General features: G+C 46.3%; 19 protein-coding genes and 1 pseudogene. 10 read left to right on the top strand and 10 right to left on the bottom strand.

What is annotated here, in order from left to right:
- Positions 1 to 115 precede the first annotated feature (115 nt).
- A pseudogene (locus ACK8NJ_RS06995) lies at positions 116 to 334 on the top strand (D-serine transporter DsdX); the annotation flags it as partial.
- Between the two features lie 17 nt (positions 335 to 351).
- A complete protein-coding gene (gene dsdA, locus ACK8NJ_RS06990; protein WP_264832303.1) occupies positions 352 to 1,680 on the top strand; it encodes a D-serine ammonia-lyase in 1,329 nt (442 codons plus the stop codon).
- A 108-nt stretch (positions 1,681 to 1,788) separates the two neighbouring features.
- On the opposite strand, the gene emrY is transcribed toward dsdA, so the two are convergent.
- Both emrY and emrK read right to left on the bottom strand, forming a co-directional pair.
- On the bottom strand, positions 1,789 to 3,327 hold the full coding sequence (emrY, locus tag ACK8NJ_RS06985) for a multidrug efflux MFS transporter permease subunit EmrY (protein ID WP_001018714.1): 1,539 nt from the start codon (positions 3,325 to 3,327) through the stop codon (positions 1,789 to 1,791).
- A complete protein-coding gene (gene emrK / locus ACK8NJ_RS06980; protein ID WP_411962288.1) occupies positions 3,327 to 4,490 on the bottom strand; it encodes a multidrug efflux MFS transporter periplasmic adaptor subunit EmrK in 1,164 nt (387 codons plus the stop codon). The genes emrY and emrK overlap by 1 nt, the downstream gene beginning before the upstream one ends.
- Positions 4,491 to 4,905: 415 nt before the next feature.
- On the opposite strand from emrK, the gene evgA reads away from it, so the two are divergent.
- Complete coding sequence (gene evgA / locus ACK8NJ_RS06975; protein ID WP_000991370.1) at positions 4,906 to 5,520, top strand: acid-sensing system DNA-binding response regulator EvgA; 615 nt, start codon at positions 4,906 to 4,908, stop codon at positions 5,518 to 5,520.
- Between the two features lie 4 nt (positions 5,521 to 5,524).
- Positions 5,525 to 9,118 carry an acid-sensing system histidine kinase EvgS gene (gene evgS, locus ACK8NJ_RS06970; protein WP_411962287.1) on the top strand — a complete coding sequence of 1,198 codons (3,594 nt, stop codon included), beginning with the start codon at positions 5,525 to 5,527 and terminating at the stop codon, positions 9,116 to 9,118.
- A 54-nt stretch (positions 9,119 to 9,172) separates the two neighbouring features.
- Here the strand turns inward: evgS and yfdE are convergent, their stop codons facing one another.
- The 5 genes from yfdE to ACK8NJ_RS06945 form a co-directional block, all read right to left on the bottom strand.
- Positions 9,173 to 10,318 (bottom strand): CoA:oxalate CoA-transferase, encoded by a 1,146-nt coding sequence (yfdE, locus tag ACK8NJ_RS06965; protein ID WP_001308823.1) that lies wholly within the window; start codon positions 10,316 to 10,318, stop codon positions 9,173 to 9,175.
- 73 nt (positions 10,319 to 10,391) lie between these two features.
- Positions 10,392 to 11,336 (bottom strand): transporter YfdV, encoded by a 945-nt coding sequence (gene yfdV, locus ACK8NJ_RS06960; protein WP_000955028.1) that lies wholly within the window; start codon positions 11,334 to 11,336, stop codon positions 10,392 to 10,394.
- Between the two features lie 68 nt (positions 11,337 to 11,404).
- Positions 11,405 to 13,099 carry an oxalyl-CoA decarboxylase gene (gene oxc, locus ACK8NJ_RS06955; RefSeq protein WP_001283465.1) on the bottom strand — a complete coding sequence of 565 codons (1,695 nt, stop codon included), beginning with the start codon at positions 13,097 to 13,099 and terminating at the stop codon, positions 11,405 to 11,407.
- Between the two features lie 53 nt (positions 13,100 to 13,152).
- Positions 13,153 to 14,403, bottom strand: coding sequence for a formyl-CoA transferase (frc, locus tag ACK8NJ_RS06950; protein WP_000106757.1), 1,251 nt, complete (start codon positions 14,401 to 14,403; stop codon positions 13,153 to 13,155).
- A 512-nt stretch (positions 14,404 to 14,915) separates the two neighbouring features.
- The gene (locus ACK8NJ_RS06945; protein WP_411962286.1) at positions 14,916 to 15,548 is read right to left on the bottom strand and encodes a YfdX family protein; all 633 of its coding nucleotides are present in this window, start codon (positions 15,546 to 15,548) and stop codon (positions 14,916 to 14,918) included.
- Positions 15,549 to 15,843: 295 nt separating this feature from the next.
- Here ACK8NJ_RS06945 and ypdI point away from each other — a divergent pair, with 295 nt between their 5' ends.
- Complete coding sequence (gene ypdI, locus ACK8NJ_RS06940; RefSeq protein WP_411962285.1) at positions 15,844 to 16,119, top strand: colanic acid biosynthesis lipoprotein YpdI; 276 nt, start codon at positions 15,844 to 15,846, stop codon at positions 16,117 to 16,119.
- A 76-nt stretch (positions 16,120 to 16,195) separates the two neighbouring features.
- Here ypdI and ACK8NJ_RS06935 read toward each other — a convergent pair whose 3' ends face one another.
- Positions 16,196 to 16,438 (bottom strand): YfdY family protein, encoded by a 243-nt coding sequence (locus tag ACK8NJ_RS06935; protein WP_000639883.1) that lies wholly within the window; start codon positions 16,436 to 16,438, stop codon positions 16,196 to 16,198.
- 352 nt (positions 16,439 to 16,790) lie between these two features.
- Between ACK8NJ_RS06935 and lpxP the strand changes: the two genes are divergently transcribed.
- Complete coding sequence (gene lpxP / locus ACK8NJ_RS06930) at positions 16,791 to 17,711, top strand: kdo(2)-lipid IV(A) palmitoleoyltransferase (protein ID WP_000484405.1); 921 nt, start codon at positions 16,791 to 16,793, stop codon at positions 17,709 to 17,711.
- Between the two features lie 355 nt (positions 17,712 to 18,066).
- On the top strand, positions 18,067 to 18,138 hold the full coding sequence (gene ypdK, locus ACK8NJ_RS06925; protein ID WP_010723117.1) for a membrane protein YpdK: 72 nt from the start codon (positions 18,067 to 18,069) through the stop codon (positions 18,136 to 18,138).
- A 64-nt stretch (positions 18,139 to 18,202) separates the two neighbouring features.
- Here ypdK and alaC read toward each other — a convergent pair whose 3' ends face one another.
- Positions 18,203 to 19,441: an alanine transaminase gene (gene alaC / locus ACK8NJ_RS06920; RefSeq protein WP_000785931.1), complete on the bottom strand. Its 1,239-nt coding sequence runs from the start codon at positions 19,439 to 19,441 to the stop codon at positions 18,203 to 18,205.
- Positions 19,442 to 19,817: 376 nt separating this feature from the next.
- On the opposite strand from alaC, the gene ypdA reads away from it, so the two are divergent.
- The 3 genes from ypdA to ACK8NJ_RS06905 are packed head-to-tail and all read left to right on the top strand — an operon-like array spanning position 19,818 to position 23,134.
- Positions 19,818 to 21,515, top strand: coding sequence for a two-component system sensor histidine kinase YpdA (gene ypdA / locus ACK8NJ_RS06915; RefSeq protein ID WP_000544359.1), 1,698 nt, complete (start codon positions 19,818 to 19,820; stop codon positions 21,513 to 21,515).
- A 14-nt stretch (positions 21,516 to 21,529) separates the two neighbouring features.
- Complete coding sequence (gene ypdB, locus ACK8NJ_RS06910; RefSeq protein ID WP_001298580.1) at positions 21,530 to 22,264, top strand: two-component system response regulator YpdB; 735 nt, start codon at positions 21,530 to 21,532, stop codon at positions 22,262 to 22,264.
- 12 nt (positions 22,265 to 22,276) lie between these two features.
- Positions 22,277 to 23,134: an AraC family transcriptional regulator gene (locus tag ACK8NJ_RS06905; RefSeq protein ID WP_000646842.1), complete on the top strand. Its 858-nt coding sequence runs from the start codon at positions 22,277 to 22,279 to the stop codon at positions 23,132 to 23,134.
- Between the two features lie 2 nt (positions 23,135 to 23,136).
- On the opposite strand, the gene ptsP is transcribed toward ACK8NJ_RS06905, so the two are convergent.
- Positions 23,137 to 25,632 (bottom strand): phosphoenolpyruvate--protein phosphotransferase, encoded by a 2,496-nt coding sequence (ptsP, locus tag ACK8NJ_RS06900; protein ID WP_411962283.1) that lies wholly within the window; start codon positions 25,630 to 25,632, stop codon positions 23,137 to 23,139.
- Positions 25,633 to 25,641 lie beyond the last annotated feature (9 nt).

Below are 25,641 nucleotides of genomic sequence, written 5' to 3'. Positions count from 1 at the left end.
CAATTGTACCCAATTCCGCCTCTGTTCTCGCCAACGAGTAACCATGTTGGCAAGTAGGTAAAACATGCCAACTGGCATCGCCAATCTGGAGAAGAAAATATAAATATGGATCATTGTGCTGGCGCGGTATCCCGACATCAGCCCGGAAATTTTTACGATTGCTATCGGTTCAGGTGCAATTGGCTGCACGATCGTTACGGACTCGCTTTTCTGGCTGGCGAAGCAATATTGCGGCGCTACGCTCAATGAAACATTTAAATACTATACGACAGCGACATTTATCGCTTCAGTCGTCGCTCTGGCGGGCACATTCCTGCTGTCATTTATCATCTAAGCGCAAAGAGACGTACTATGGAAAACGCTAAAATGAACTCGCTCATCGCCCAGTATCCGTTGGTAAAGGATCTGGTTGCTCTTAAAGAAACCACCTGGTTTAATCCTGGCACGACCTCATTGGCTGAAGGTTTACCTTATGTTGGCCTGACCGAACAGGATGTTCAGGACGCCCATGCGCGCTTATCTCGTTTTGCACCCTATCTGGCAAAAGCATTTCCTGAAACTGCTGCTACTGGGGGGATTATTGAATCAGAACTGGTTGCCATTCCGGCTATGCAAAAACGGCTGGAAAAGGAATATCAACAACCGATCAGCGGGCAACTGCTACTGAAAAAAGATAGCCATTTGCCCATTTCCGGCTCCATAAAAGCACGCGGCGGGATTTATGAAGTCCTGGCACATGCAGAAAAACTGGCTCTGGAAGCGGGGTTGCTGACGCTTGAAGATGACTACAGCAAACTGCTTTCTCCGGAGTTTAAACAGCTCTTTAGCCAATACAGCATTGCTGTGGGCTCAACCGGAAATCTGGGGTTATCAATCGGCATAATGAGCGCCCGCATTGGCTTTAAGGTGACAGTGCATATGTCTGCTGATGCCCGGGCATGGAAAAAAGCGAAACTGCGCAGCCATGGCGTTACGGTCGTGGAATATGAGCAAGATTATGGTGTTGCCGTCGAGGAAGGACGTAAAGCAGCGCAGTCTGACCCGAACTGTTTCTTTATTGATGACGAGAATTCCCGCACATTGTTCCTTGGATATTCCGTCGCTGGCCAGCGTCTTAAAGCGCAATTTGCCGAGCAAGGTCGTATCGTCGATGCTGATAACCCTCTGTTTGTCTATCTGCCGTGTGGTGTTGGCGGTGGTCCTGGTGGCGTCGCATTCGGACTTAAACTGGCATTTGGCGATCATGTTCACTGCTTTTTTGCCGAACCAACGCACTCCCCTTGTATGCTGTTAGGCGTCCATACAGGATTACACGATCAGATTTCTGTTCAGGATATTGGTATCGACAACCTTACCGCAGCGGATGGCCTTGCAGTTGGTCGCGCATCAGGCTTTGTCGGGCGGGCAATGGAGCGTCTACTAGATGGCTTCTATACCCTTAGCGATCAAACCATGTATGACATGCTTGGCTGGCTGGCGCAGGAAGAAGGTATTCGTCTTGAACCTTCGGCACTGGCGGGTATGGCCGGGCCTCAGCGCGTGTGCGCATCAGTAAGTTACCAACAGATGCACGGTTTCAGCGCAGAACAACTGCGTAATGCCACTCATCTGGTGTGGGCGACGGGAGGTGGAATGGTGCCGGAAGAAGAGATGGAGCAATATCTGGCAAAAGGCCGCTAATTAATTTTCAATGCAGCATCGCCATCCTTTCCCTGGGTGAGCGATGCTGCCGATGGCGCAGGCTTAAGATTCTACCGTCTTACCTGCTATAGCTCTCTCTTTTTACCATCACCCAACACCTTTCGCTGTAAACGGCGGTTTCGCAAACCAAACCAATACCGTAAGTAAGATAAAAGCAATAGCCGCCATACGGAAAATCTCATTTGCAGAAATTGAAAGTGATTGCTGAGTTATTTCATTATTAATTTCATTAAGAACCCCTGAAAGCGAACCATAGTATTTATCCATAATTTGTGACGATGAATTAAACACGGGGTTAAATTGATCGATGGTTGCTGTCAACTGACTATGGTGTAACGATTCGCGTCGTCCCCACAGCGTCATTGTCAACGACGTACCAACTGATCCTGACAAGGTACGAAAAAAATTACTCATACTCGAGGCATTGGCAAATTTATTATCTGGCAACCCTGAAAACGAAATCGTTGTTAAGGGTAAAAAGAAACAGGCAACGGCGAATCCCTGGAAAAACTGTGGCAAAATGATGCCTGTAAAATCAATCGTTGGCATAAATGTCACAGAACGCCAGTAATAGCAAACCGCATACATCAAAAAACTAAATGTCACTAACAACCGCATGTCTATTTTGTTGCCATAACGTCCTATCAAAGGTGAAATTAATAGTGGCATGATGCCGATGGGCGCATAAGCAAGTCCGGCCCATATCGCATTATACCCCATCGTTTCCTGGAGTAACTGCGGCATAAGGACTATCGCCCCAGAGTAAAATAAATACGCGCATGTGATACTCACAATACCAATGGTGAAATTACGGGACTTAAACAAACTGAGATCAAGAATCGGGTTCTCTGAGGTCGACTCCCAAATGACTAAAGAGATCAGAGAAATAACTGATACTACTGTTAATATTATTATTGTACTCGAGTTGAACCAATCCAGATCGCGCCCTTTATCAAGCATAATTTGCAAGCCACCAACACCGAGCACTAACAGGGTCAGTCCTGGTAGATTCATTTTGACCGGTGAAGTCTCAGTTTCTCTTCCTTTAAGTAAGGTTAAGCATAATGTCAGGACGATAATCCCCATAGGGACATTGATTAAAAATATCCAACCCCAGCTAAAGTTATCACAAATATAACCGCCCAATATCGGCCCACATATCGGCGCGATAATCACGGTCATTGACCATAATGCCAAAGCAAATGTTCTTTTTTCTGGCGGATAATTCCTTAATAATAAACTCTGTGACAGTGGAATTAACGGCCCCGCCATTAAGCCCTGAACGACTCTAAAAAATATCAGCACATCAAGATTGGTCGATAAACTACACATTAAGGAAGACAGCGAAAAAAAAGTGACTGAAAGTAAAAATAACCTTAATTCGCCTATTCTTTGTGCCAGCCTGCCGGTAACAGGGATCGCAATGGCATTTGCTACGCCAAACGATGTGATAACCCAGGTGCCTTCGTCTGTTGAGGCTCCCAGAAAGCCAGATATTGTCGGTATTGCGACGTTAGAAATAGTGGAATCCAACATTTGCATAAACGTCGCTAAGGACAATGCAATAGTGACGCACCATAACGTCCCACCGGTTAATGGTGCCGGAGTTGATTTAGTGATTGCCATTAAAGTTGTCCATTATGCGAAATAATGTTGCTAATTTCTTTTTCTATCGGACTGGTATCGATAACTAAAGCCTTACTGGTATAAGCAGGCATGGACGTCACGGTTGAAGCCAGATCGGGCATATCGGCAATGTCTTCGTTCCTGGTATCAATAGTTGCAGTCATCGATAAACCAATGCGCAAGGGATGTTCCATGAGTTCTTTTGGATCAAGAGAAACTTCAACCGGGACACGCTGAACGATTTTGATCCAGTTCCCTGTCGCATTTTGTGCAGGTAATAAGGAGAACGCATTGCCGGTTCCCATATTGATCCCTGTCACCCGACCATGAAACACAACATTTTCACCATAAAGATCGCTGATAATATTGACCGATTGACCAATCCGCACATCCGTGAGTTGTGTTTCTTTAAAGTTGGCATTAACCCACATTTGACGTGCCGGTACGACAGCCATTAACGATTGTCCGGGACTCACTGTTTCGCCGACCTGAACGCTTCTCTGGGCAATATAGCCGGTAACAGGACTCTTAATATCCGTACGTTTAAGCGCTAACCAGGCTTCTTTGGTTGCATCCGCCGCTTCAACGACTTGTGGCTGACGGTTTAATGGTGTGTTCATTACTAAAGCTTTATTCGCTTTATAAGCCTGAATAGCAGCATTCAATGCCGCTTTGCTACTTATTAACGTATCTTTGGTATGATCCAGCGTTTCTTTTGAAATAACCCCCTGCTTCGCTAAAGGTACACGACGGTTATAATCTTCTAAAGATTGTTGATACTGAATACGAGCTGAAGCGACTTCGGCACTGTATTGTTTATCCTGTAAGTACAGTTTATTCGTTTGCCGAACAATATTTGCCAGATTATTTTTAGCTTTATTGAGTGCGATAGTGGCATCAGTTTTATCCAGTGAAACTAAAATGTCACCCTGTCGAACGTAGTTCGTATCTTTATGATTAACGACAGTGACACTACCTGAGACTTGTGCAGAAATTGGATCTGCATTCCCCGTGACATAGGCGTCATCTGTACTAATCATGTCTTCTAATTCCATTGACCAATAGGCATAGGCACCTGAAAACGCAATAAACAAAACTACCGCCAATAAAGAAAAGTATTTTCTTCTGTTAGAATGTTTTTTATTTGAATTAATCTGTTCCACTATTATCTCTCATTTCGCATAGATGAAATTTATGAATTGAATGAAAAGAGTATTCATTCTTCATATCAAACACAGTGCATGTGTTGCACATTATCCCAGGAACGTTGGAGGCCTAATTTAAATGAGGTGCAAAAGAAACAACAGAGGACTAAACCGTGGCTTTTGCAATAAAATTCTTACGCCTGTAGGATTAGTGAGAAGACTTATAGTGCTAATGTGAAACTATAAATCATCGGTACAATCCCTGATTTTATTGTTGACATTTCATTTATGCCGACTATTTATATGGTATACTTGTCGAATTATCTTAAAGGAAGCTCAAATTTTCTTATTTTTATTGAGAAAATGAGATGATGCCTTATGTCTGTATTACTACAGGGAGAAGGGAGATGCTTCATTGCAAAGGGAATAATCTATGAACGCAATAATTATTGATGACCATCCTCTTGCTATCGCAGCTATTCGTAATTTATTGATCAAAAACGATATTGAAATCTTAGCAGAGTTGACTGAAGGCGGAAGCGCCGTTCAGCGGGTGGAAACACTTAAGCCTGATATCGTCATCATTGATGTCGATATCCCCGGAGTTAACGGTATCCAGGTGTTAGAAACGCTAAGGAAGCGTCAATATAGCGGAATTATTATTATCGTCTCCGCTAAAAATGACCATTTTTACGGGAAACATTGTGCTGATGCTGGCGCTAATGGATTCGTGAGTAAAAAAGAAGGCATGAACAATATCATTGCGGCTATTGAAGCTGCAAAAAATGGCTACTGCTATTTCCCCTTCTCTCTCAACCGGTTTGTTGGAAGTTTAACGTCCGACCAGCAAAAACTCGACTCCTTATCGAAACAAGAAATTAGTGTCATGCGATATATTCTTGATGGCAAGGATAATAATGACATTGCTGAAAAAATGTTCATCAGCAACAAAACTGTCAGCACTTATAAAAGTCGCCTGATGGAAAAATTAGAATGTAAATCACTGATGGATCTTTACACATTCGCACAACGTAACAAAATCGGCTAACCACATGAAGTTTTTACCCTATATTATTCTTCTCTGTTGTGGTCTTTGGTCGACCATAAGTTTCGCAGACGAAGATTACATCGAATATCGTGGCATCAGTAGTAACAACCGTGTCACGCTTGATCCACTACGTCTGAGCAACAAGGAATTACGTTGGTTAGCGAGCAAAAAAAATCTTGTGATTGCAGTACACAAGTCCCAAACGGCTACTTTGTTGCATACCAATTCGCAGCAACGGGTTCGTGGTATTAATGCTGATTATTTAAATCTGTTAAAAAGAGCATTAAATATCAAATTAACACTACGGGAATACGCAGATCATCAAAAAGCAATGGACGCGCTGGAAGAAGGTGAAGTCGATATAGTGTTATCACATTTAGTTGCTTCGCCGCCTCTTAATGATGACATTGCTGCAACCAAACCGCTGATAATTACCTTTCCGGCGCTGGTCACCACCCTTCACGATTCAATGAGACCACTTACCTCATCAAAACCAGTAAATATTGCTCGGGTAGCAAATTACCCTCCAGATGAGGTAATTCATCAATCATTTCCAAAAGCAACAATTATCTCTTTTACAAATTTATATCAGGCATTAGCATCCGTCTCAGCCGGACAGAATGATTACTTTATTGGTAGTAACATTATTACCAGCAGTATGATTTCCCGCTATTTCACTCACTCCTTAAATGTAGTGAAATATTATAACTCGCCGCGTCAATATAACTTTTTCTTAACCAGAAAAGATTCAGTCGTTCTTAATGAAGTACTCAATCGATTTGTTGATGCTTTAACAAATGAAGTTCGCTATGAAGTATCACAAAATTGGCTTGATACAGGAAACCTGGCCTTTCTGAACAAACCATTAGAACTCACTGAACATGAAAAACAGTGGATAAAGCAGCATCCCGATTTAAAGGTGCTGGAAAATCCTTACTCTCCTCCCTATTCTATGACGGATGAAAATGGCTCAGTTCGGGGCGTGATGGGTGATATTCTTAATATTATTACCTTGCAAACAGGTTTAAATTTTTCTCCGATCACCGTTTCACACAATATTCATGCGGGGACACAGCTTAACCCCGGTGGATGGGATATATTGCCCGCCGCTATTTATAGTGAAGATCGAGAAAATAATGTTTCATTTGCTGAAGCCTTCATAACAACGCCTTACGTTTTTGTCATGCAAAAAGCGCCTGACAGTGAACAAACATTAAAAAAAGGAATGAAAGTTGCCATTCCATATTATTATGAGCTTCATTCGCAATTAAAAGAGATGTATCCGGAGGTAGAGTGGATAAAAGTCGATAACGCTAGTGCTGCATTTCACAAGGTTAAAGAAGGTGAACTTGATGCTCTGGTCGCGACACAGCTAAATTCGCGTTACATGATCGACCATTACTATCCTAATGAACTTTATCATTTTCTTATTCCCGGCGTTCAGAATGCATCGCTTTCGTTCGCTTTTCCTCGCGGAGAACCGGAACTTAAGGATATTATTAATAAAGCACTGAATGCAATTCCCCCAAGCGAAGTTCTGCGCCTGACGGAAAAATGGATTAAAATGCCCAATGTGACCATTGACACATGGGACCTCTATAGCGAGCAATTTTATATTGTCACGACATTATCCGTTTTATTAGTTGGCAGTAGCCTTTTATGGGGATTCTACCTGTTACGCTCAGTTCGTCGTCGTAAAGTCATTCAGGGTGATTTAGAAAACCAAATATCATTCCGAAAAGCACTCTCGGATTCCTTACCGAATCCAACTTATGTTGTAAACTGGCAAGGTAATGTCATTAGTCATAATAGTGCTTTTGAACATTATTTCACTGCGGATTACTACAAAAATGCAATGTTACCATTAGAAAACAGTGACTCACCCTTTAAAGATGTTTTTTCTAATGCGCATGAAGTCACAGCAGAAACGAAAGAAAATCGAACAATATACACACAGGTATTTGAAATTGATAATGGCATAGAGAAAAGATGCATTAATCACTGGCATACATTATGCAATCTGCCAGCCAGCGATCATGCTGTTTATATTTGTGGTTGGCAAGATATTACCGAGACGCGTGATTTAATTCATGCACTCGAAGTAGAGAGAAATAAAGCGATCAATGCAACTGTCGCAAAAAGCCAGTTTCTGGCAACAATGAGTCACGAAATAAGAACACCAATAAGCTCCATTATGGGCTTCCTGGAACTTCTGTCGGGTTCTGGTCTTAGCAAGGAACAACGGGTGGAGGCGATTTCACTTGCCTACGCCACCGGACAATCACTCCTCGGCTTAATTGGTGAAATCCTTGATGTCGACAAAATTGAGTCGGGTAACTATCAACTTCAACCACAATGGGTCGATATCCCTACTTTAGTCCAGAACACTTGTCACTCTTTCGGTGCGATTGCTGCAAGCAAATCCATCGCATTAAGTTGCAGCAGTACGTTTCCAGAACATTACCAGGTTAAGATCGACCCTCAGGCGTTTAAGCAGGTCTTATCTAATTTACTGAGCAATGCTCTTAAATTTACTACCGAGGGGGCAGTAAAAATTACGACCTCCCTGGGTGACATTGATGACAACCACGCTGTTATCAAAATGACGATTATGGATTCTGGAAGTGGATTATCGCAGGAAGAACAACAACAACTGTTTAAACGCTATAGCCAAACAAGTGCAGGTCGTCAGCAAACAGGTTCTGGTTTAGGCTTAATGATCTGCAAAGAATTAATTAAAAACATGCAGGGCGATTTGTCATTAGAAAGTCATCCAGGCATAGGAACGACATTTACGATCACAATCCCGGTAGAAATTACCCAACAAGTGGCGACTGTCGAGGCAAAAGCAGAACAACCCATGACACTCCCTGAAAAGTTGAGCATATTAATCGCGGATGATCATCCGACCAACAGGCTATTACTCAAACGCCAGCTAAACCTATTAGGATATGATGTTGATGAAGCAACTGATGGTGTGCAAGCGCTAAACAAAGTCAGTATGCAACATTATGATCTGCTTATTACTGACGTAAATATGCCGAATATGGATGGTTTTGAGTTGACACGCAAACTCCGTGAGCAAAATTCATCCTTACCCATCTGGGGGCTTACAGCCAACGCACAGGCTAACGAACGTGAAAAAGGGTTAAATTGCGGCATGAACTTATGTTTGTTCAAACCGTTGACCCTGGATGTACTGAAAACACATTTAAGTCAGTTACACCAGGTTGCGCATATTGCACCTCAGTATCACCACCTTGATATCGAGGCCCTGAAAAATAATACGGCGAACGATCTACAACTGATGCAGGAGATTCTCATGACTTTCCAGCATGAAACGCATAAAGATCTACCCGCTGCGTTTCATGCACTAGAAGCTGGCGACAACAGAACTTTCCATCAGTGTATTCATCGCATCCACGGTGCGGCTAACATCCTGAATTTGCAAAAGTTGATTAATCTTAGCCATCAGTTAGAAATAACGCCCGTTTCAGATGACAGCAAGCCTGAAATTCTTAAGTTGCTGAACTCTGTTAAAGAACACATTGCAGAGTTAGACCAGGAGATTGCTGTTTTCTGTCAACAAAATGACTAAATAGCGGCTCCCACAATGTTCAAATGTGGGAGCTATTTACCAGCACATCTTAATTTACGATGAGAATTCCTGGCGAATTTGTTCCCCATGCTGGTCGAGCGTTGCCGCTCCCGGCATAACATGCGGGTCCGCGCAGCCGCTGATTTTTATCGGATTACCTGGCATCATTATTCCCCCGGCTTCAATCAACATATTTCTCGCCTGAGTTTGTGGCAAATTAATGGCCTCAGCCACACTTAATAACGGCGCGACGGGCACACCAACTTCATGTATTTTGGCTAACCAAACTTCAGCTGCCTGCGTTTTTAACGTTCGCTCAATATATTGTTTAAGAATAGCCTGGTTTTGTACGCGTAAAATATTGCTGCTAAATCGGGGATCATTAACCAGTTCCGTAAGCTCCAGTGCCTGGCATAACGCAGAAAAAAGCTTGTCATTACCACAACAAATAGTAATCGGCTTATCCTGAGTATCAAAAACATCAAAAGGTGCCATGTAGGGATGGCGATTTCCCAGGCGTTGTGGTGACTTCCCTGTCGCAATATATGCCATCAGACCATGCTCCAGAAAACTCAGCGTGGCATCAAACATCGCTATATCGACATGCGCCCCTCTCTGGCTCTTTTCGCGGCCATAAAGTGCACTCACTATTCCGCTGAATAAATAGACACCGCCACATAAATCCGCAAGAGAGGTACCCACGCGCACTGGCGGAGCATCAGGGTACCCTGTTTCCATCATTATCCCGCTCATTGCCTGAATGATGGTATCGTAGGCTGGAGCATCTTTTAGCGGGCCGGTATGCCCAAAACCTGACGATGAAGCATATATGAGACGCGGGTTGATTTCTTGTAGCGTTTCCCATGAAAACCCCAGTTTTTCCATTGTACCTGGGCGAAAATTCTCAGCTAATACATCAGCTTGTTTAAGCATATTTATAAATATACTTTTATCGTGAGCATTCTTTAAATCAAGAACCACACTCTCTTTGCCATGATTAATAAAACTGTAATAGAGTGACTGCCCATCCACATAGGGACCAAATGTGCGGGTATCATCACCATGACCCGGCGGCTCAACTTTAATTACCCTTGCGCCCATATTACAAAGAAGTTGAGTTCCGAAAGGTCCATTAAGGACATGTGTCATATCGATAACTAATAAGCCTTCAAACGGCCCTTTGCATTCATTATTTGTCATTTGCTTATGCCTTGAAAAAAGCCGAAGGTGAAAAGACACTTCGGCATTTATGTAAAATCAATAACATGATTAATTATGAAACCAGTCGACTGACATAAATCCACAAGGGAGCCGTGACGACAAAACCCAGTACGCTCACAGCCAATGACGCTGTACCAGTGCGGGTGTAGACATTAAACCGACTGGCAATAATGATTCCGGAGAATGCTGGCGGTAATGCGCCTGCCAGTACCATCATCTGCAGATGTTCGCTGTTCAAATGACATGCCATACCCACGAGAAGCAGCGCCAGTGGCATCAGAATCAGCTTCAGGAAGGTGTTATAAGCAATTTCGGCACTGAACTCGAATTTATGTGCAGCCAGAGTCAACCCCGCAGCGAATACCGCTACCCCTGAGTTAGCCTTCGCAATCAGATTAAAGGTTGGGTCCCATGCTGCCGGAATTTTTACCCCAACCAACACCAGGATCGTTGCCAGAACAGGTGCCCATACTACTGGCTCCTTTGCCGCAGAAATTAATGCGCTCAGATTACTATTCTTCTTACCATCCGCTCCTGAGGAAGGATTCAGCAAATACAGACCAATAGGAATAGTAATTGCGTTAACAATAATAGAAATAATTGCTACAACTAAACCTGTTGATACGGAATCACCATAAATAGGATCGAGAACTGCAAATCCCAGGAATCCAATGGTAGGTGAACCTGCAATTAATGCACATACTGCTGCTTCTGCATGAGTACGTTTAAAAAATTTGTAGCAACCGAACCAGGAGAAAAAGAAACATCCGACAATAACCACAAGTGATACAAGGGTCAGACGAGTGTCCGCGAAAATCATTTCCCTGTTTGCCCGGGTAATAGATACAAATAGAGCCGCGGGAAGAGCGTAGTTTAATACCAGTTTATTAAATGCCCGGGCTTGATCTTCTGAAAAAGTTTCTCGTCTGCCGCTAAAATAACCCAACAGCATGATTACGATAATAGGCAATAAATCGCCAATAAAAAATGTTAGCATAATAGTATTTCCGATAAGGGTCCCCTCACCATCGATAATGAGTTGGCAAGAGGAGACGATGTCAGTATTTAATTACCAGCGACTTGTTTTGGGTTAAGTTTGGTAATATGGCCACTTTCAGTTCCTGCTGCTGGGTCGATGACCACATTAATAATGGTCGGTTTGCGCGACTGAATACCGGTGGTTAAAGCATGACGAAGTTCATCTGTCGTAGTGACGTTATAGCCAACGCCACGAAACGCATCCATTAATTTGTCATACCTTGCATGGTGCAACAGATCCGTTGGTGATGGTGCACCAGCGCCACTGAGATCAACACCGTCTCCTCTGTAGATGCCGCCATTATTAAAAATAACGATCGTCACCGGCAGGTTATATCGACAAATCGTTTCAATCTCCATCCCACTGAAACCAAAAGCACTATCACCTTCAATGGCGACAACCGGAGAACCAGAGGTCACGCTAGCACCGATGGCATAGCCCATACCGATGCCCATGACACCCCAGGTACCACAATCCAGACGGCGACGTGGTTTATACATATCAATAATATTTCGTGCATTATCCAGGGTATTTGCACCTTCATTAACTAAATAAATATCCTGGTTCTCGCGCAATACATCGCGCACAGCACTTAATGCATTAAAGTAATTTAATGGTTGAGTATCTGTACTTAATTTTTCATGCATTTTTTGTGCATTTTGCTGCTTGTGGATATTTAAAATATCGCGCCATACCAGTGGAGTCGTAAATGTGTTTTGTTTCAGTTCTGCCAGCATATCTTGCATACTGGATGCAATATCGCCAACGACTGGCACAGCAATGGGGCGGTTGCTGTCAATTTCCTGCGGTTCAATATCCAGTTGAATAAACTGTGTATCTGCCGCCCATCCTTTTTTACCGTGTGCCAGTAACCAATTCAGTCGTGCACCAACAAGCATGACAACGTCAGCATTTGCCAGGGCAAACGAACGCGCAGTTGCCGCAGAAAGTGGATGTGTATCTTCGAGGATCCCTTTCGCCATAGACATTGGCAGGAATGGAATCTGGGCACTTTCAATAAATTCACGAAGCTGTTCATCCGCTTGTGAATACGCCGCGCCTTTGCCAAGGATAACTAATGGACGTTCAGCTTTTGCTAAAAGCGAAATTGCGCTAGTGACTGACTTCGGGCATGGCAATAATGCTGGCGACGGATTTTCAACTTTTACAATCGTGGTTAACGCTTCGTCTTTTTCCATCGTCGCGGCCAGGACATTTGCTGGTAAATCAAGATAAACTCCGCCAGGGCGACCCGATACTGAGACCCGGATAGCGCGTGCCAATGCAATGCCAAGATCCTGCGGCTGATTAACGCGGAATGCTGCTTTGGCATACGGTTTTGCCGCATTCATTTGGTCCAGCTCTTCATAATCACCTTGCTGTAGGTCGACGATCGCGCGGTCGCTGGAGCCGCTAATCATGATCATCGGAAAACCATTTACCGTTGCATTGGCCAATGCGGTCAAACCATTGAGGAATCCTGGCGCAGAAACTGTCAGGCAGATCCCCGGTTTTTGGGTAAGAAAACCGCTTGCCGCAGCGGCATAGCCTGCCGACTGCTCATGACGAAAACCAATATAACGAATGCCTTCCGCCTGGGCATGGCGTGCCATATCCGTCACAGGAATACCTACAACACCATAAATAGTGTCAATATCATTCTGTTTTAATGCTTCAACGATGATATGCATACCATCTGTCATTTGAAGTTGATCTGACATGATTAATAACCTCGAAATTTTTATAAATTGGGAGCCAGAAGCCCCCGTTAATATCAGATGGCGTGGTTTTGCTTCATTGCAGCAATTTCATCGTCGCTATAACCCAGCTCCTGCAATACAGCAGCGGTATGTTCACCTAATAGCGGCGCAGCTTTAATATCCGGCGTAAAGGCAGAGAATTTCATTGGACAACCAACTGTCAGATATTTTCCACGCAACGGTTGTTCCACTTCAACAACACTGCCACTTTGGCGCAAAGAGGGATCAAGTGAAATTTCTTTCATACTTAAAACCGGTGCACAAGGAATATCAAACTGAGTCAAATAGGCCACCGCTTCATGTTTATCAATAGTGACAGTGTATTTTTCGATTTCAGCAAAAATATCGAAAATATGTGGCTGTCGGGCATGGGCTGTACTGTATGCCGGATCGGTAATCCAATCTGGTTTGCCGATGGCTTTACAGGTGTTTTCCCAGTTTTGCTCCTGAATAGTGAAATAAATATAGGCGTTAGGATCGGTTTCCCAGCCTTTACATTTCAGGATCCAGCCAGGCTGACCGCCACCACCCGCATTACCTCCGCGGGGAACTGCATCACCAAATGTGCCATTCGGATACTGCGGGTATTCTTCCAGATAACCCAATTTATCGAGACGCTGCTGGTCGCGTAATTTCACGCGGCAAAGGTTCAATACGGCATCCTGCATTGACATGGTGACTCGTTGCCCACGCCCCGTTTTTTCGCGATGCAGCAAAGCAGCAAGTAAACCGATCAGTAAATGCATTCCGGTGTTGCTGTCACCCAACGCTGCAGCGCTTACCAGCGGCGGACCGTCCCAAAAACCCGTAGTGGATGCCGCGCCACCCGCTGCCTGAGCAACGTTTTCATAGGCTTTTACATTCACATAAGGCGAACACTCATCAAACCCTTTGATCGAACCAAAAATCAGACGTGGATTGATTTCTTGAATATGCTCCCAGGTGAAGCCCATGTGATCAATGGCCCCAGGATGAAAGTTCTCGACTAAGATATCAGCTTCGCGGATCAGCTTTTCCATTACCTCTTTGCCTTCCGCTGTTTTGGTATTTAATTCAATAGAACGTTTGTTACTGTTAAGCATGGTGAAGTAAAGCGCATCGATATCAGGAATATCTCGCAGCTGGTGACGCGTTACGTCACCAACGCCGGGACGTTCAATTTTAATGACGTCAGCGCCAAACCAGGCCAGCATTTGAGTACAAGATGGGCCAGATTGCACACCGGTGAAATCGAGAACTTTAATTCCTTGAAGTGGAGTTGACATAGCAATACCTATTAGTTAATTAAATATATGTTAATTTAGCGTTTATTTAAGGCATAACGCCCTCTATAAATAATCCGCAAAATATCGTCGTAGCTGCACTCGATATTTTTAAATTCCTGTATCAAGTGCTGAAAATCATTTCATCGCCACTTCCAATTCCTTTCTGCATGGTAAGTAGTGAGGACGAAAAGAAGAATATGATAAATATTGGTTCGCGGTAATCAGAGAGAGCCGCGACATTTGTGATGTTATTCTTACAACTGTAAGAAGCGCCGGTGATTTACAAGTAAGGGTATGATTACGCTTTTTAAAGCGTACCATAAAACATAACATAATAAATGATTTGTGATGACACGGGATTATTGCGGTTTACTTTGAGGAAGATAAAATGCGAGTTTATAGAACCGCGAGCGCCAAATAATTTTATGACCACAATCTGTCGTATTGTGGTCATAAAAAATTGTCGGCTGGAGGGAGTTAAATCCTTTACCTCAATATACTGCCTGTCAGCATTAGTTCACAAACAGTGCTTCGCTATCGACGATGATTCCATTTTCCGCACCTTTAAGCGCCAGGTTTGCCTCGTAGTATTGCTTTTTATCAAGCAGTTTCTGCGCATCAGCAAGTGCATTACGAGTCTGTTTGAGCGGCATCAGATATTGGTTTTCCATTACGCCAACACCGGCCAGGCGAAGCTCTTCCATTGCGCCCTTTTTATCCCCTTTCGCCATTTTTTCGTTGGCAATTTTTATCGCGGCTTCTTTTTCGGGTGTCGCTACATAACTCTCAGAAATTCCGACAGATGCATTAATGACAATATATTGGTCATCATTGACATTGGTCTTTTTACCTGGCTTTGCGAACTTTGCCCATTCGGTACTGTCATCTGACAGCAAAGCGGAAGCTTCATTGGTCAGTTCTTTTGCCTTTTCCGGATCGCCATGAAACAGAGCCAGGCGCGCTACCTGCACGTCACGCATCGCATATAAACCTTGTTCAGAGATACGCTCTGCTGCTGCCGTTTTCTGGGTTTGCTTAACTTGCTGAGTTTGCTGTTGTGCCGCTACCGGTGCATTATCAGCCGCCCATACAGTTGAAGATGCCAGAATTGCTGTGACCATCGTAGCCATAATTAAACGTTTCATACTTACCTCATTCTTTAACAGTTTTAGAAAACGCCGCCATCATATTGGGTGAGCATGAAATGAGAAATCAGAGAGCAACGCTCATTTTGAAAGGGTTATCTTACAGTTGTAGTTATTATCGCAAGAAGTATTTTAGTCTTACAATTGTAGGAATATGCTTCCTATCACAGAGAACTATTCTTATATACCAAAAAGAGATGTCATTTATTATATCGATGTAAATACTGATTAATTATATGTAAATACAGCAATAACGTCGTAGGTTTTCAGTGAACCATTTTCAGGATAACTTTCTATGAAAGTAAACTTAATGCTTTTTAGCTTATTTTTATTGGTCTCTATTATGGCATGCAATGTTTTTGCATTTTCTATTTCTGGTGGTGGTAGTGAGGCGAGCGATAAAGAGACGGAAAAAACGTCAGCGATGACGACCACACACTCTACAAAACTTCAGCCATCACAGGCGATTTTGTTTAAGATGAGAGAAGATGCGCCACCATTAAATCTCACAGAAGACATCACGCCCCCTTTTCCGACAAAGGCGAATTATCTTATTCATCCTGTGCGATAGCGTCTGTCACATGGCAGGTGAACAATCATGTCTGTTGATGATGTGAGCACCTGCCCAAATGATCCATCCTGAACTACTACCGCCTGCCATACCCCACCATAAAGCGAATCATCAAGCCACAAGCCGGGGCAAGAAACATAAATATCCCCGTCACTAGTTCATTACCGCCAGTTAACCACATGGTGAAGTAATAAATGAGTGCAGCGAGGATCACCATGCCGAAGAAAGAAGAGACCGCCGAGACCACGTTCAGGACCTGACCAATGTAGCCGCTTACGCAGACAATACACAGGGCGAGAAACATCCATAAATAAATCATAGCTCAACCTCCTGCCGCGCTAAAAAACCTGTAACTTCAGTCACTTTAATAGTAAGACAATCCTTAACCTCTGGCAATTTTTGCTAAGCATCAATGAAAACAGCATGTTAAACGCAAGACTGTTGCGTACGGAAAAATATTTACTTTGCACGATTAATAATCAGTAGCTGAAAGCAGTCAGCCAGTGATAAAGTACAGATACCGCATTCATGCTCCTCGTGGTTATGTCCTGACTAGTCTTTACACTCTTTACAGGAACCATTGTCGTACATGATGGCCCAACCAATTGAGTGTACCGCTGTCGACATGGAATCTTCTGCGATACAACAATTCGTATCTACAGAAGGTAACTATGTTTCCACAATGCAAATTTTCCCGCGAGTTTCTACATCCTCGCTACTGGCTCACATGGTTTGGGCTTGGTGTACTCTGGCTTTGGGTACAGCTTCCTTATCCTGTTCTCTGCTTTCTCGGCACGCGTATTGGCGCAATGGCGCGACCATTCCTGAAACGGCGTGAATCTATCGCCCGTAAAAACCTGGAACTTTGCTTCCCGCAGCATTCTGCGGAAGAACGCGAGAAGATGATTGCCGAAAACTTTCGTTCACTCGGCATGGCGCTGGTAGAAACCGGCATGGCGTGGTTCTGGCCCGACAGTCGCGTACGCAAATGGTTTGATGTTGAAGGGCTGGATAACCTTAAACGCGCACAAATGCAAAATCGCGGCGTAATGGTTGTCGGCGTCCATTTTATGTCGCTGGAACTGGGCGGCCGCGTGATGGGACTGTGCCAACCAATGATGGCTACCTATCGTCCACATAATAATCAGCTGATGGAATGGGTGCAGACCCGTGGGCGCATGCGCTCTAACAAAGCGATGATCGGCAGAAATAATCTGCGCGGCATTGTTGGTGCACTGAAGAAAGGTGAAGCGGTATGGTTTGCTCCCGATCAGGATTATGGTCGTAAAGGCAGCTCCTTCGCGCCGTTCTTTGCGGTAGAAAATGTCGCCACAACCAATGGTACGTATGTCCTTTCACGTCTCTCTGGCGCAGCCATGTTAACCGTAACGATGGTAAGAAAAGCGGATTACAGCGGATATCGTTTGTACATCACCCCAGAGATGGAAGGCTACCCGGCAGATGAAAATCAAGCCGCTGCCTATATGAACAAGATTATCGAAAAAGAGATCATGCGCGCACCGGAGCAGTACCTCTGGATCCACCGTCGCTTTAAAACGCGCCCGGTGGGAGAATCGTCGCTATACATTTAACAAACTGCTCTTACTCTTTCCCTCCTCAAATCAGCCATAATAACCTCATGGTTTTTATGGCTTTTTTCTTAAGGTTTTTTCCTTCGCTGAATATCTAATTATTACCGTCAGAAATTAAACTGTCGCCGATATGAGACACCTGTAAGTTACTAAAAGTAAATAAGAAAATGCCTCTTGTCTCGTTTCAGTTTTAGGCGTACATTAGCGCCGTCTGGAGCAGTTTAGCTCAGAATTCTGGGGTGATGCCCACGGTAAAATACAGGACTTTTAAGGTCGTTTTGCCCGGTGTCAACTCACTGTATCAGGTGTAATGAAGTCATTCAGGCGTAACAGTAATTACGCGGAGAGATGTAAAGTGAAATATTTCTTTATGGGCATTTCTTTTATGGTCATCGTTTGGGCCGGTACTTTTGCCCTGATGATCTAAAAGCAAACTGTGCAATGAAAAACAGGAGCCATCAGGCTCCTGTTTGCATTTTTGAGGTCGGTGTTTATTCCGCGTTTTCGTGAATATGTTTGCTGCTGGCGGGTAGTAAACCATCGGCACGGAACATCGCTTTAATCCCACGAATCGCCTGACGAATACGGTCGCGGTTTTCAATCAGTGCAAAGCGAACATGCGTGTCGCCGTAGTCGCCAAAGCCAATCCCCGGAGAGACACAGACCTTCGCTTCGTTCAGCAGCTTCTTGGCAAATTCCAGCGAGCCCATGGCAGCATACGGTTCCGGGATTTTCGCCCAGACATACATCGAAGCCTTCGGCATTTCGACCATCCAGCCCGCTTCATGCAGCCCTTTTACCAGTACATCACGGCGGCGTTTGTACTGTTCAGCAATGTCGCGCACGCACTGTTGATCGCCCTCCAGCGCCGCAATCGCTGCCACCTGCAACGGCGTAAAGGTGCCGTAATCGTGATAGCTTTTAATACGTGCCAGCGCGCTGACCAGCGTTTTGTTGCCAACCATAAAGCCGATACGCCAGCCCGCCATGTTGTAGCTTTTCGACAGCGTAAAGAACTCGACCGCCACATCGCGTGCACCCGGCACCTGCATGATTGACGGCGCTTTCCAGCCATCGTAGACGATATCGGCATAGGCCAGGTCATGGACCACCAGCACATCGTAGCGTTTCGCCAGCGCCACAACCTTCTCAAAGAATTCCAGCTCCACGCATTGCGCGGTTGGATTCGACGGGAAGCCGAGGATCATCATCTTCGGTTTCGGATAACTTTCGCGAATGGCGCGTTCCAGTTCGTTGAAGAAATCGACACCTTCCACCAGCGGCACTGAGCGTACCTGCGCCCCGGCAATCACCGCGCCGTAAATATGAATCGGGTAGCTTGGATTAGGCACCAGTACAGTGTCACCATGATCCAGCGTCGCCAGCATCAGATGCGCCAGTCCCTCTTTCGAACCAATGGTGACGATGGCTTCTGATTCCGGGTCGATCTCGACGTCGTAGCGATCCTGATACCAGCGGGAAATGGCGCGACGTAACCGCGGAATGCCGCGTGAAGTAGAGTAACCATGTGTGTCCGGTCGCTGGGCCACCGTACATAATTTTTCGACGATATGCGGCGGAGTCGCACCGTCCGGGTTACCCATACTGAAATCGATAATATCTTCGCCGCGCCGACGCGCAGCCATTTTCAGTTCAGCGGTAATATTAAAAACGTAGGGCGGGAGACGATCAATGCGCGTAAAGCGACGTTCAGGGCGAGTGTCAGCCATAATTTCCTCAGATTAACGTTAGCGCCCGGACCGTCCGAGCGACGCTGCCACGATGGTGGCTGTTTTGAAAATAGCCTGATTAATTTCTGTCTGTCCAGCGTTTTAGAACATTTTTATCAATGGCTTTAAATGAGGAACTCCACTTCAAAAACAGGAAATTTATCTGCGCTAACAAGAAAATTACCACTCATTTTATTAACATTATAATTTCAATAAATTTACCAAGCAGATGTGCATTATCAAGAGATGCATTGCTAATACACCATTTATCTATCAATCCCCTTTTAAAATTGTGGTTTTTCCTCAAAAACGGCCTGCTGGTCATCAGCCTTCAGGTTACCTATCATAGAGGTTTAATCCTTATTCAGAGTCACCCGTGCACGAAATATTCAACATGCTGCTGGCGGTCTTCGATCGGGCAGCGTTAATGCTTATCTGCCTGTTCTTTCTCATCCGTATCCGCCTGTTTCGCGAACTGTTGCACAAGTCGGCACACTCACCGAAAGAGCTGCTCGCCGTTACCGCCATTTTCTCGCTGTTCGCCCTGTTCAGCACCTGGTCCGGCGTTCCCGTAGAAGGCTCGCTGGTGAACGTACGTATTATCGCGGTGATGTCAGGCGGGATTCTTTTTGGCCCGTGGGTAGGCATTATTACCGGCGTGATCGCAGGTATTCACCGGTATTTAATTGATATCGGCGGCGTGACGGCGATCCCCTGCTTTATCACCAGCATTCTGGCGGGTTGTATATCGGGCTGGATCAACCTGAAAATCCCCAAAGCACAGCGCTGGCGCGTCGGTATTCTCGGCGGCATGTTATGTGAAACGTTGACCATGATTCTGGTGATTGTCTGGGCACCAACTACCGCGTTGGGGATCGATATCGTCTCTAAAATCGGGATTCCAATGATCCTCGGTAGCGTCTGTATCGGCTTTATTGTGCTGCTGGTGCAAAGCGTTGAGGGCGAAAAAGAGGCCAGCGCCGCGCGGCAGGCCAAGCTGGCGCTGGATATCGCCAACAAAACGCTGCCGCTGTTTCGCCATGTCAATAGCGAGTCATTACGCAAAGTTTGTGAAATTATCCGCGATGATATTCATGCCGATGCGGTGGCGATTACCAATACCGATCATGTGCTGGCCTATGTTGGCGTGGGTGAACACAACTATCAGAATGGCGATGACTTCATTAGCCCGACTACCCGACAGGCGATGAATTACGGAAAAATCATCATTAAAAACAATGATGAAGCCCACCGCACACCAGAGATTCATTCCATGCTGGTGATCCCATTGTGGGAGAAAGGCGTTGTGACCGGAACACTGAAAATTTACTACTGCCACGCGCATCAGATTACGTCATCATTACAGGAAATGGCGGTCGGTCTGTCGCAAATCATCTCCACGCAACTGGAGGTTTCACGCGCCGAGCAGCTACGTGAAATGGCAAATAAGGCAGAGCTTCGCGCCCTGCAAAGCAAAATTAATCCCCATTTCCTGTTTAACGCTTTGAACGCTATTTCATCGTCGATCCGTCTGAATCCGGATACCGCTCGCCAGCTGATCTTTAATCTGTCGCGTTATCTACGCTATAACATTGAATTAAAAGACGATGAGCAAATCGATATCAAAAAAGAGCTGTATCAAATTAAAGACTATATTGCCATTGAGCAGGCCCGCTTTGGCGACAAGCTGACGGTTATCTATGATATTGATGAAGAGGTGAATTGCTGCATTCCCAGCCTGCTGATCCAACCGTTGGTGGAGAACGCCATTGTCCACGGTATTCAGCCTTGCAAAGGTAAAGGCGTTGTCACCATCAGCGTTGCAGAGTGCGGTAATCGGGTACGCATTGCGGTGCGGGATACCGGGCACGGCATCGATCCAAAAGTCATTGAGCGGGTCGAAGCGAACGAAATGCCGGGCAATAAAATTGGCCTGCTGAATGTCCATCATCGCGTGAAGTTATTGTATGGCGAGGGACTGCATATCCGCCGTCTGGAACCAGGAACGGAAATTGCGTTTTACATTCCTAACCAACGCACCCCTGTCGCCTCACAGGCTACGTTATTGCTTTGAGCCGGAGTGATATTGTGAAAGTCATCATTGTTGAAGACGAATTCCTGGCACAACAGGAACTGAGCTGGCTAATTAAAGAGCACAGCCAGATGGAGATTGTCGGCACCTTTGACGACGGTCTGGACGTGTTGAAGTTTTTGCAGCATAACCGCGTCGACGCCATTTTTCTGGATATCAATATTCCGTCGCTGGACGGTGTGTTGCTGGCGCAAAACATCAGCCAGTTCGCCCATAAACCGTTTATTGTGTTCATCACCGCGTGGAAAGAACATGCGGTAGAAGCGTTTGAACTGGAAGCGTTTGACTACATTCTCAAACCGTATCAGGAGTCACGCATTACCGGGATGCTGCAAAAACTGGAAGCGGCCTGGCAGCAACAGCAGACCAGCAGTACGCCTGCCACGACGGTAACGCGTGAGAATGACACCATTAATCTGGTGAAAGATGAGCGAATAATCGTCACGCCAATTAACGATATCTATTACGCCGAAGCGCACGAGAAAATGACCTTTGTCTATACGCGGCGTGAATCCTACGTAATGCCGATGAACATTACCGAGTTTTGCAGCAAGCTGCCGCCATCGCATTTTTTCCGCTGCCATCGCTCATTTTGTGTCAATCTGAACAAAATCCGCGAGATCGAACCGTGGTTTAATAACACCTATATTCTGCGGCTGAAAGATCTGGATTTTGAAGTGCCAGTCAGCCGCAGCAAAGTTAAAGAATTCCGCCAGTTAATGCATCTTTAATCGGGAACTTTCATGAAAGCACCAGGCTTGCCCGCCGATCAACAATTTTTCGCCGATCTGTTCAGCGGCCTGGTGCTTAACCCGCAACTACTGGGGCGCGTCTGGTTTGCCAGCCAGCCTGCCTCGTTACCGGTGGGCAGTTTATGTATTGATTTTCCCCGTCTGGATATCGTGCTGCGCGGCGAATACGGCAATCTGCTGGAAGCAAAGCAGCAACGTATGGTTGAAGGAGAAATGCTGTTTATTCCAGCGCGCGCGGCTAATTTACCGATCAACAACAAACCGGTGATGCTGTTAAGCCTGGTGTTCGCACCGACCTGGCTTGGGTTATCGTTTTACGATAGCCGTACCACGTCGTTGTTGCATCCTGCTCGCCAGATCCAACTTCCCAGCCTGCAACGCGGCGAAGGTGAAGCAATGCTTACTGCCCTCACCCATCTTAGCCGTTCGCCGCTGGAGCAGAATATCATTCAGCCGCTGGTGTTAAGTTTGCTGCATCTTTGCCGCAACGTGGTGAATATGCCGCCGGGTAATTCGCAGCCGCGCGGCGATTTTCTTTATCACAGCATTTGTAACTGGGTTCAGGATAATTATGCCCAGCCGCTCACCCGTGAGAGCGTGGCGCTGTTTTTTAATATCACGCCCAATCATCTGTCAAAACTGTTTGCGCAGCATGGAACAATGCGTTTTATCGAATATGTGCGTTGGGTGCGAATGGCGAAGGCGAGGATGATTTTGCAGAAATATCATCTGTCGATTCATGAAGTGGCGCAGCGTTGCGGCTTTCCGGACAGCGACTATTTTTGTCGCGTCTTCCGGCGTCAGTTTGGCCTGACGCCAGGAGAGTACAGCGCCCGTTTTCAGGGCTAACGTCAGAAGGTTAATTCTGTTTCCAGCAGCGTCAGGATGCTTTGTGCATCTTGCGCGGCGAACAGCGACTGGCGGAAGTTTTTATTCACCAGTTTGCGCGCCAGCTGCGAGAAGACTTTCACATGGTTCATCCCTTCGTTAGCACCCAACGTCAGCATGATCACCAGTTCGACTTCGCCCATTTCTGACTGCCAGTCAACCGGTTTCACCAGCCGGGCAATGCTGATACTGGAATGACGGATCCACTGAGATTTGGTGTGCGGGATCGCTACGCCAAAACCAACGCCGGTGGTAACAATCTCTTCCCGTTGCCAGACATCCTCTTCCAGCTCGAACGGATGTTCAGTGCGCCCGTTAACGCCGAGGTTACCGCACAGGAACTGGATCGCCTGCTCTTTATTGCTAAAGGCCTGATCAACGAAGATATTCTCCAGCGCCAGCAGCGGGCGAACGTCTTCTTCCGGCGTAAAGGCGGTGAGTAACGCTTCAATCTCCTGCGCGCTGCGACATTCACACGCCTGACGCGCCAGTTCCCGACACGCCTCGCTATCCAGTTGACGAAGCTGGCTTCTCACCGCCGGAATGCGCGGGCTACTCATACTCAGCTCATCCAGGCCCAGCCCAAGCAGTAGCGGCAGATAACGACTTTCACCGCCCAGTTCACCGCAAATACCTACCCATTTTCCGCGCTGATGCGCAGTGGTAATAATCTGCTGCAACATGCGCAGGAACGATGGCGTAATCGGGTTATACAGCGGCGATACGCGCGGGTTATTACGATCGACCGCATACAGATACTGGGTCATATCGTTAGAACCGATACTGAAGAAATCGACCTCATCGCAGAAGTGGTCGATGATGTAGCACACCGACGGCACTTCCACCATGATACCCAGCGTAATCGTCTCTGCATGACGCAGGCCATCGCGCTTAAGCTCAACGATCGCTTTTTGGATCTCGCCCTTCACCCATAAGATCTGATCGAGGCTGTGAACCATTGGGATCATCAACTGGGCGTTGCCGAAACTGGCGGCGCGCAAAATGGCCCGCAGTTGAGTGCGGAACAGGCCAGCAAATTCCGGGTAAATACGTACCGCGCGATAGCCGAGGAACGGGTTCTCTTCCTGGGGAATGTTGAGATAAGGAATGCTTTTATCGCCGCCGATGTCCATCGTGCGGAAGATAATCGGCTTGTCGCCCGCTGCCAGTAGCACCTGCTGGTAGGCTTCAAATTGCTCCTGCTCGTCCGGCGCGCTGTCGCGATCCATATAGAGCATTTCGGTACGGAACAGCCCGACGCCTTCCGCGCCGTTGGCAAACGCGCCAGGCGCTTCCAGAGCGGTGCCAATATTCGCCGCGATATCAATGCGCTTGTTATCACGGGAATAGGCCAGCTGCGCGGCAGCCTGCGCCTGCTGCTGCTGACGTTTATCTGCCAGCGTCTGCGCAACCTGATAATAACCGCTCACCGCGTCATCAGGATTAATCGCCAGCACGCCGCACTGGGCGTCAAGCACTGCCGGTTGCCCGGCATAGCGCGCGATCGCATCCAGCGGCAAGCCACTTAGTACCGGGATCGCCGAGGCGCGGGCCAGAATCAGGGTATGCGAGGTGCGCCCGGTTTTCTCCAGAATCATGCCCGCAAGATTTTTTAAATCGAGGCTCAAAAACTGGCTTGGGGTTAAATCCTCGGCCACCAGAATAGTCGGTTTTTCCAGCACCAGATTGTTGCGCGGCTTCAGTTCCGGCCAGGTGATATGCAGCAACTGTTCGCTGATATCGCGAATGTCGCTGACCCGCTCGCGCAGATAATCGCTGGCAGAAGCAGATAGTTTGGCGCAAACCTGCTCCATATTGCTGATGATCGCCGCCCCCAGTCCCTGATGCTGTTCTGCCATAAGGCGACGGATATTGCCTGCAAATTCATCATCCTGAATCAGCGACAAATGGGCGCTGAGGATAGTTTTGCTTTCGCCGTCACGCTCACGCAGCTGCTGGTTCAGTTGCTCGGCAAGCGTTGCCAGGCTGTGCTCCAGCCGGGTGGAATCTTGCGCACTGGCGGGGATCGCCCGGTAACTGTCGAGGCTGTCGCTCTGTAACAGGATCAGCGTACCCACGCCGACGCCGCTTGCCAGCACATTGCCGTACAATAAATCAGGATTCAGACGGCTTAATGAACGCGGCAGCGGATGCGCCGTCAGTTCTGCCTGCGTTGGCTGGACGCTGTCGCTGTCGATAAAGCGCACCTGGATGTACTCTTCCAGCACGCGCCGCGCCTGCTCTTCATCGCTGCCGCTAATGTTCAGGCTGCAACTGTCATTAAATAAAGTGCCGGTACCAATCAGCGCCAGCGAACTTTTGGCATCGGCCTTTGCGTTCTGGCGATGGTTAATAAAAGTGATTTCGCTTTGCCACTGGCTGCACTGTTCTTTAAGTTCCCACGCCGGACGAGCATGAATACCGTTAGGCAAAGGACAGAGAAATTGAATCGTTAACATAACCGCTCC

Source organism: Escherichia sp. F1, assembly GCF_046764225.1.
Classification (GTDB): domain Bacteria; phylum Pseudomonadota; class Gammaproteobacteria; order Enterobacterales; family Enterobacteriaceae; genus Escherichia; species Escherichia coli.
Note: the sequence above shows the minus strand (reverse complement) of the source record. Positions and strands in the feature narration are given on the sequence as shown.

Coding starts and splice junctions, on each gene's coding strand:
- dsdA (WP_264832303.1), top strand. CDS start 352: ATGGAAAACGCTAAAATGAACTCGCTCATCGCCCAGTATCCGTTGGTA.
- emrY (WP_001018714.1), bottom strand. CDS start 3,327: ATGGCAATCACTAAATCAACTCCGGCACCATTAACCGGTGGGACGTTA.
- evgA (WP_000991370.1), top strand. CDS start 4,906: ATGAACGCAATAATTATTGATGACCATCCTCTTGCTATCGCAGCTATT.
- evgS (WP_411962287.1), top strand. CDS start 5,525: ATGAAGTTTTTACCCTATATTATTCTTCTCTGTTGTGGTCTTTGGTCG.
- yfdE (WP_001308823.1), bottom strand. CDS start 10,318: ATGACAAATAATGAATGCAAAGGGCCGTTTGAAGGCTTATTAGTTATC.
- yfdV (WP_000955028.1), bottom strand. CDS start 11,336: ATGCTAACATTTTTTATTGGCGATTTATTGCCTATTATCGTAATCATG.
- oxc (WP_001283465.1), bottom strand. CDS start 13,099: ATGTCAGATCAACTTCAAATGACAGATGGTATGCATATCATCGTTGAA.
- frc (WP_000106757.1), bottom strand. CDS start 14,403: ATGTCAACTCCACTTCAAGGAATTAAAGTTCTCGATTTCACCGGTGTG.
- ACK8NJ_RS06945 (WP_411962286.1), bottom strand. CDS start 15,548: ATGAAACGTTTAATTATGGCTACGATGGTCACAGCAATTCTGGCATCT.
- ypdI (WP_411962285.1), top strand. CDS start 15,844: ATGAAAGTAAACTTAATGCTTTTTAGCTTATTTTTATTGGTCTCTATT.
- ACK8NJ_RS06935 (WP_000639883.1), bottom strand. CDS start 16,438: ATGATTTATTTATGGATGTTTCTCGCCCTGTGTATTGTCTGCGTAAGC.
- lpxP (WP_000484405.1), top strand. CDS start 16,791: ATGTTTCCACAATGCAAATTTTCCCGCGAGTTTCTACATCCTCGCTAC.
- alaC (WP_000785931.1), bottom strand. CDS start 19,441: ATGGCTGACACTCGCCCTGAACGTCGCTTTACGCGCATTGATCGTCTC.
- ACK8NJ_RS06905 (WP_000646842.1), top strand. CDS start 22,277: ATGAAAGCACCAGGCTTGCCCGCCGATCAACAATTTTTCGCCGATCTG.
- ptsP (WP_411962283.1), bottom strand. CDS start 25,632: ATGTTAACGATTCAATTTCTCTGTCCTTTGCCTAACGGTATTCATGCT.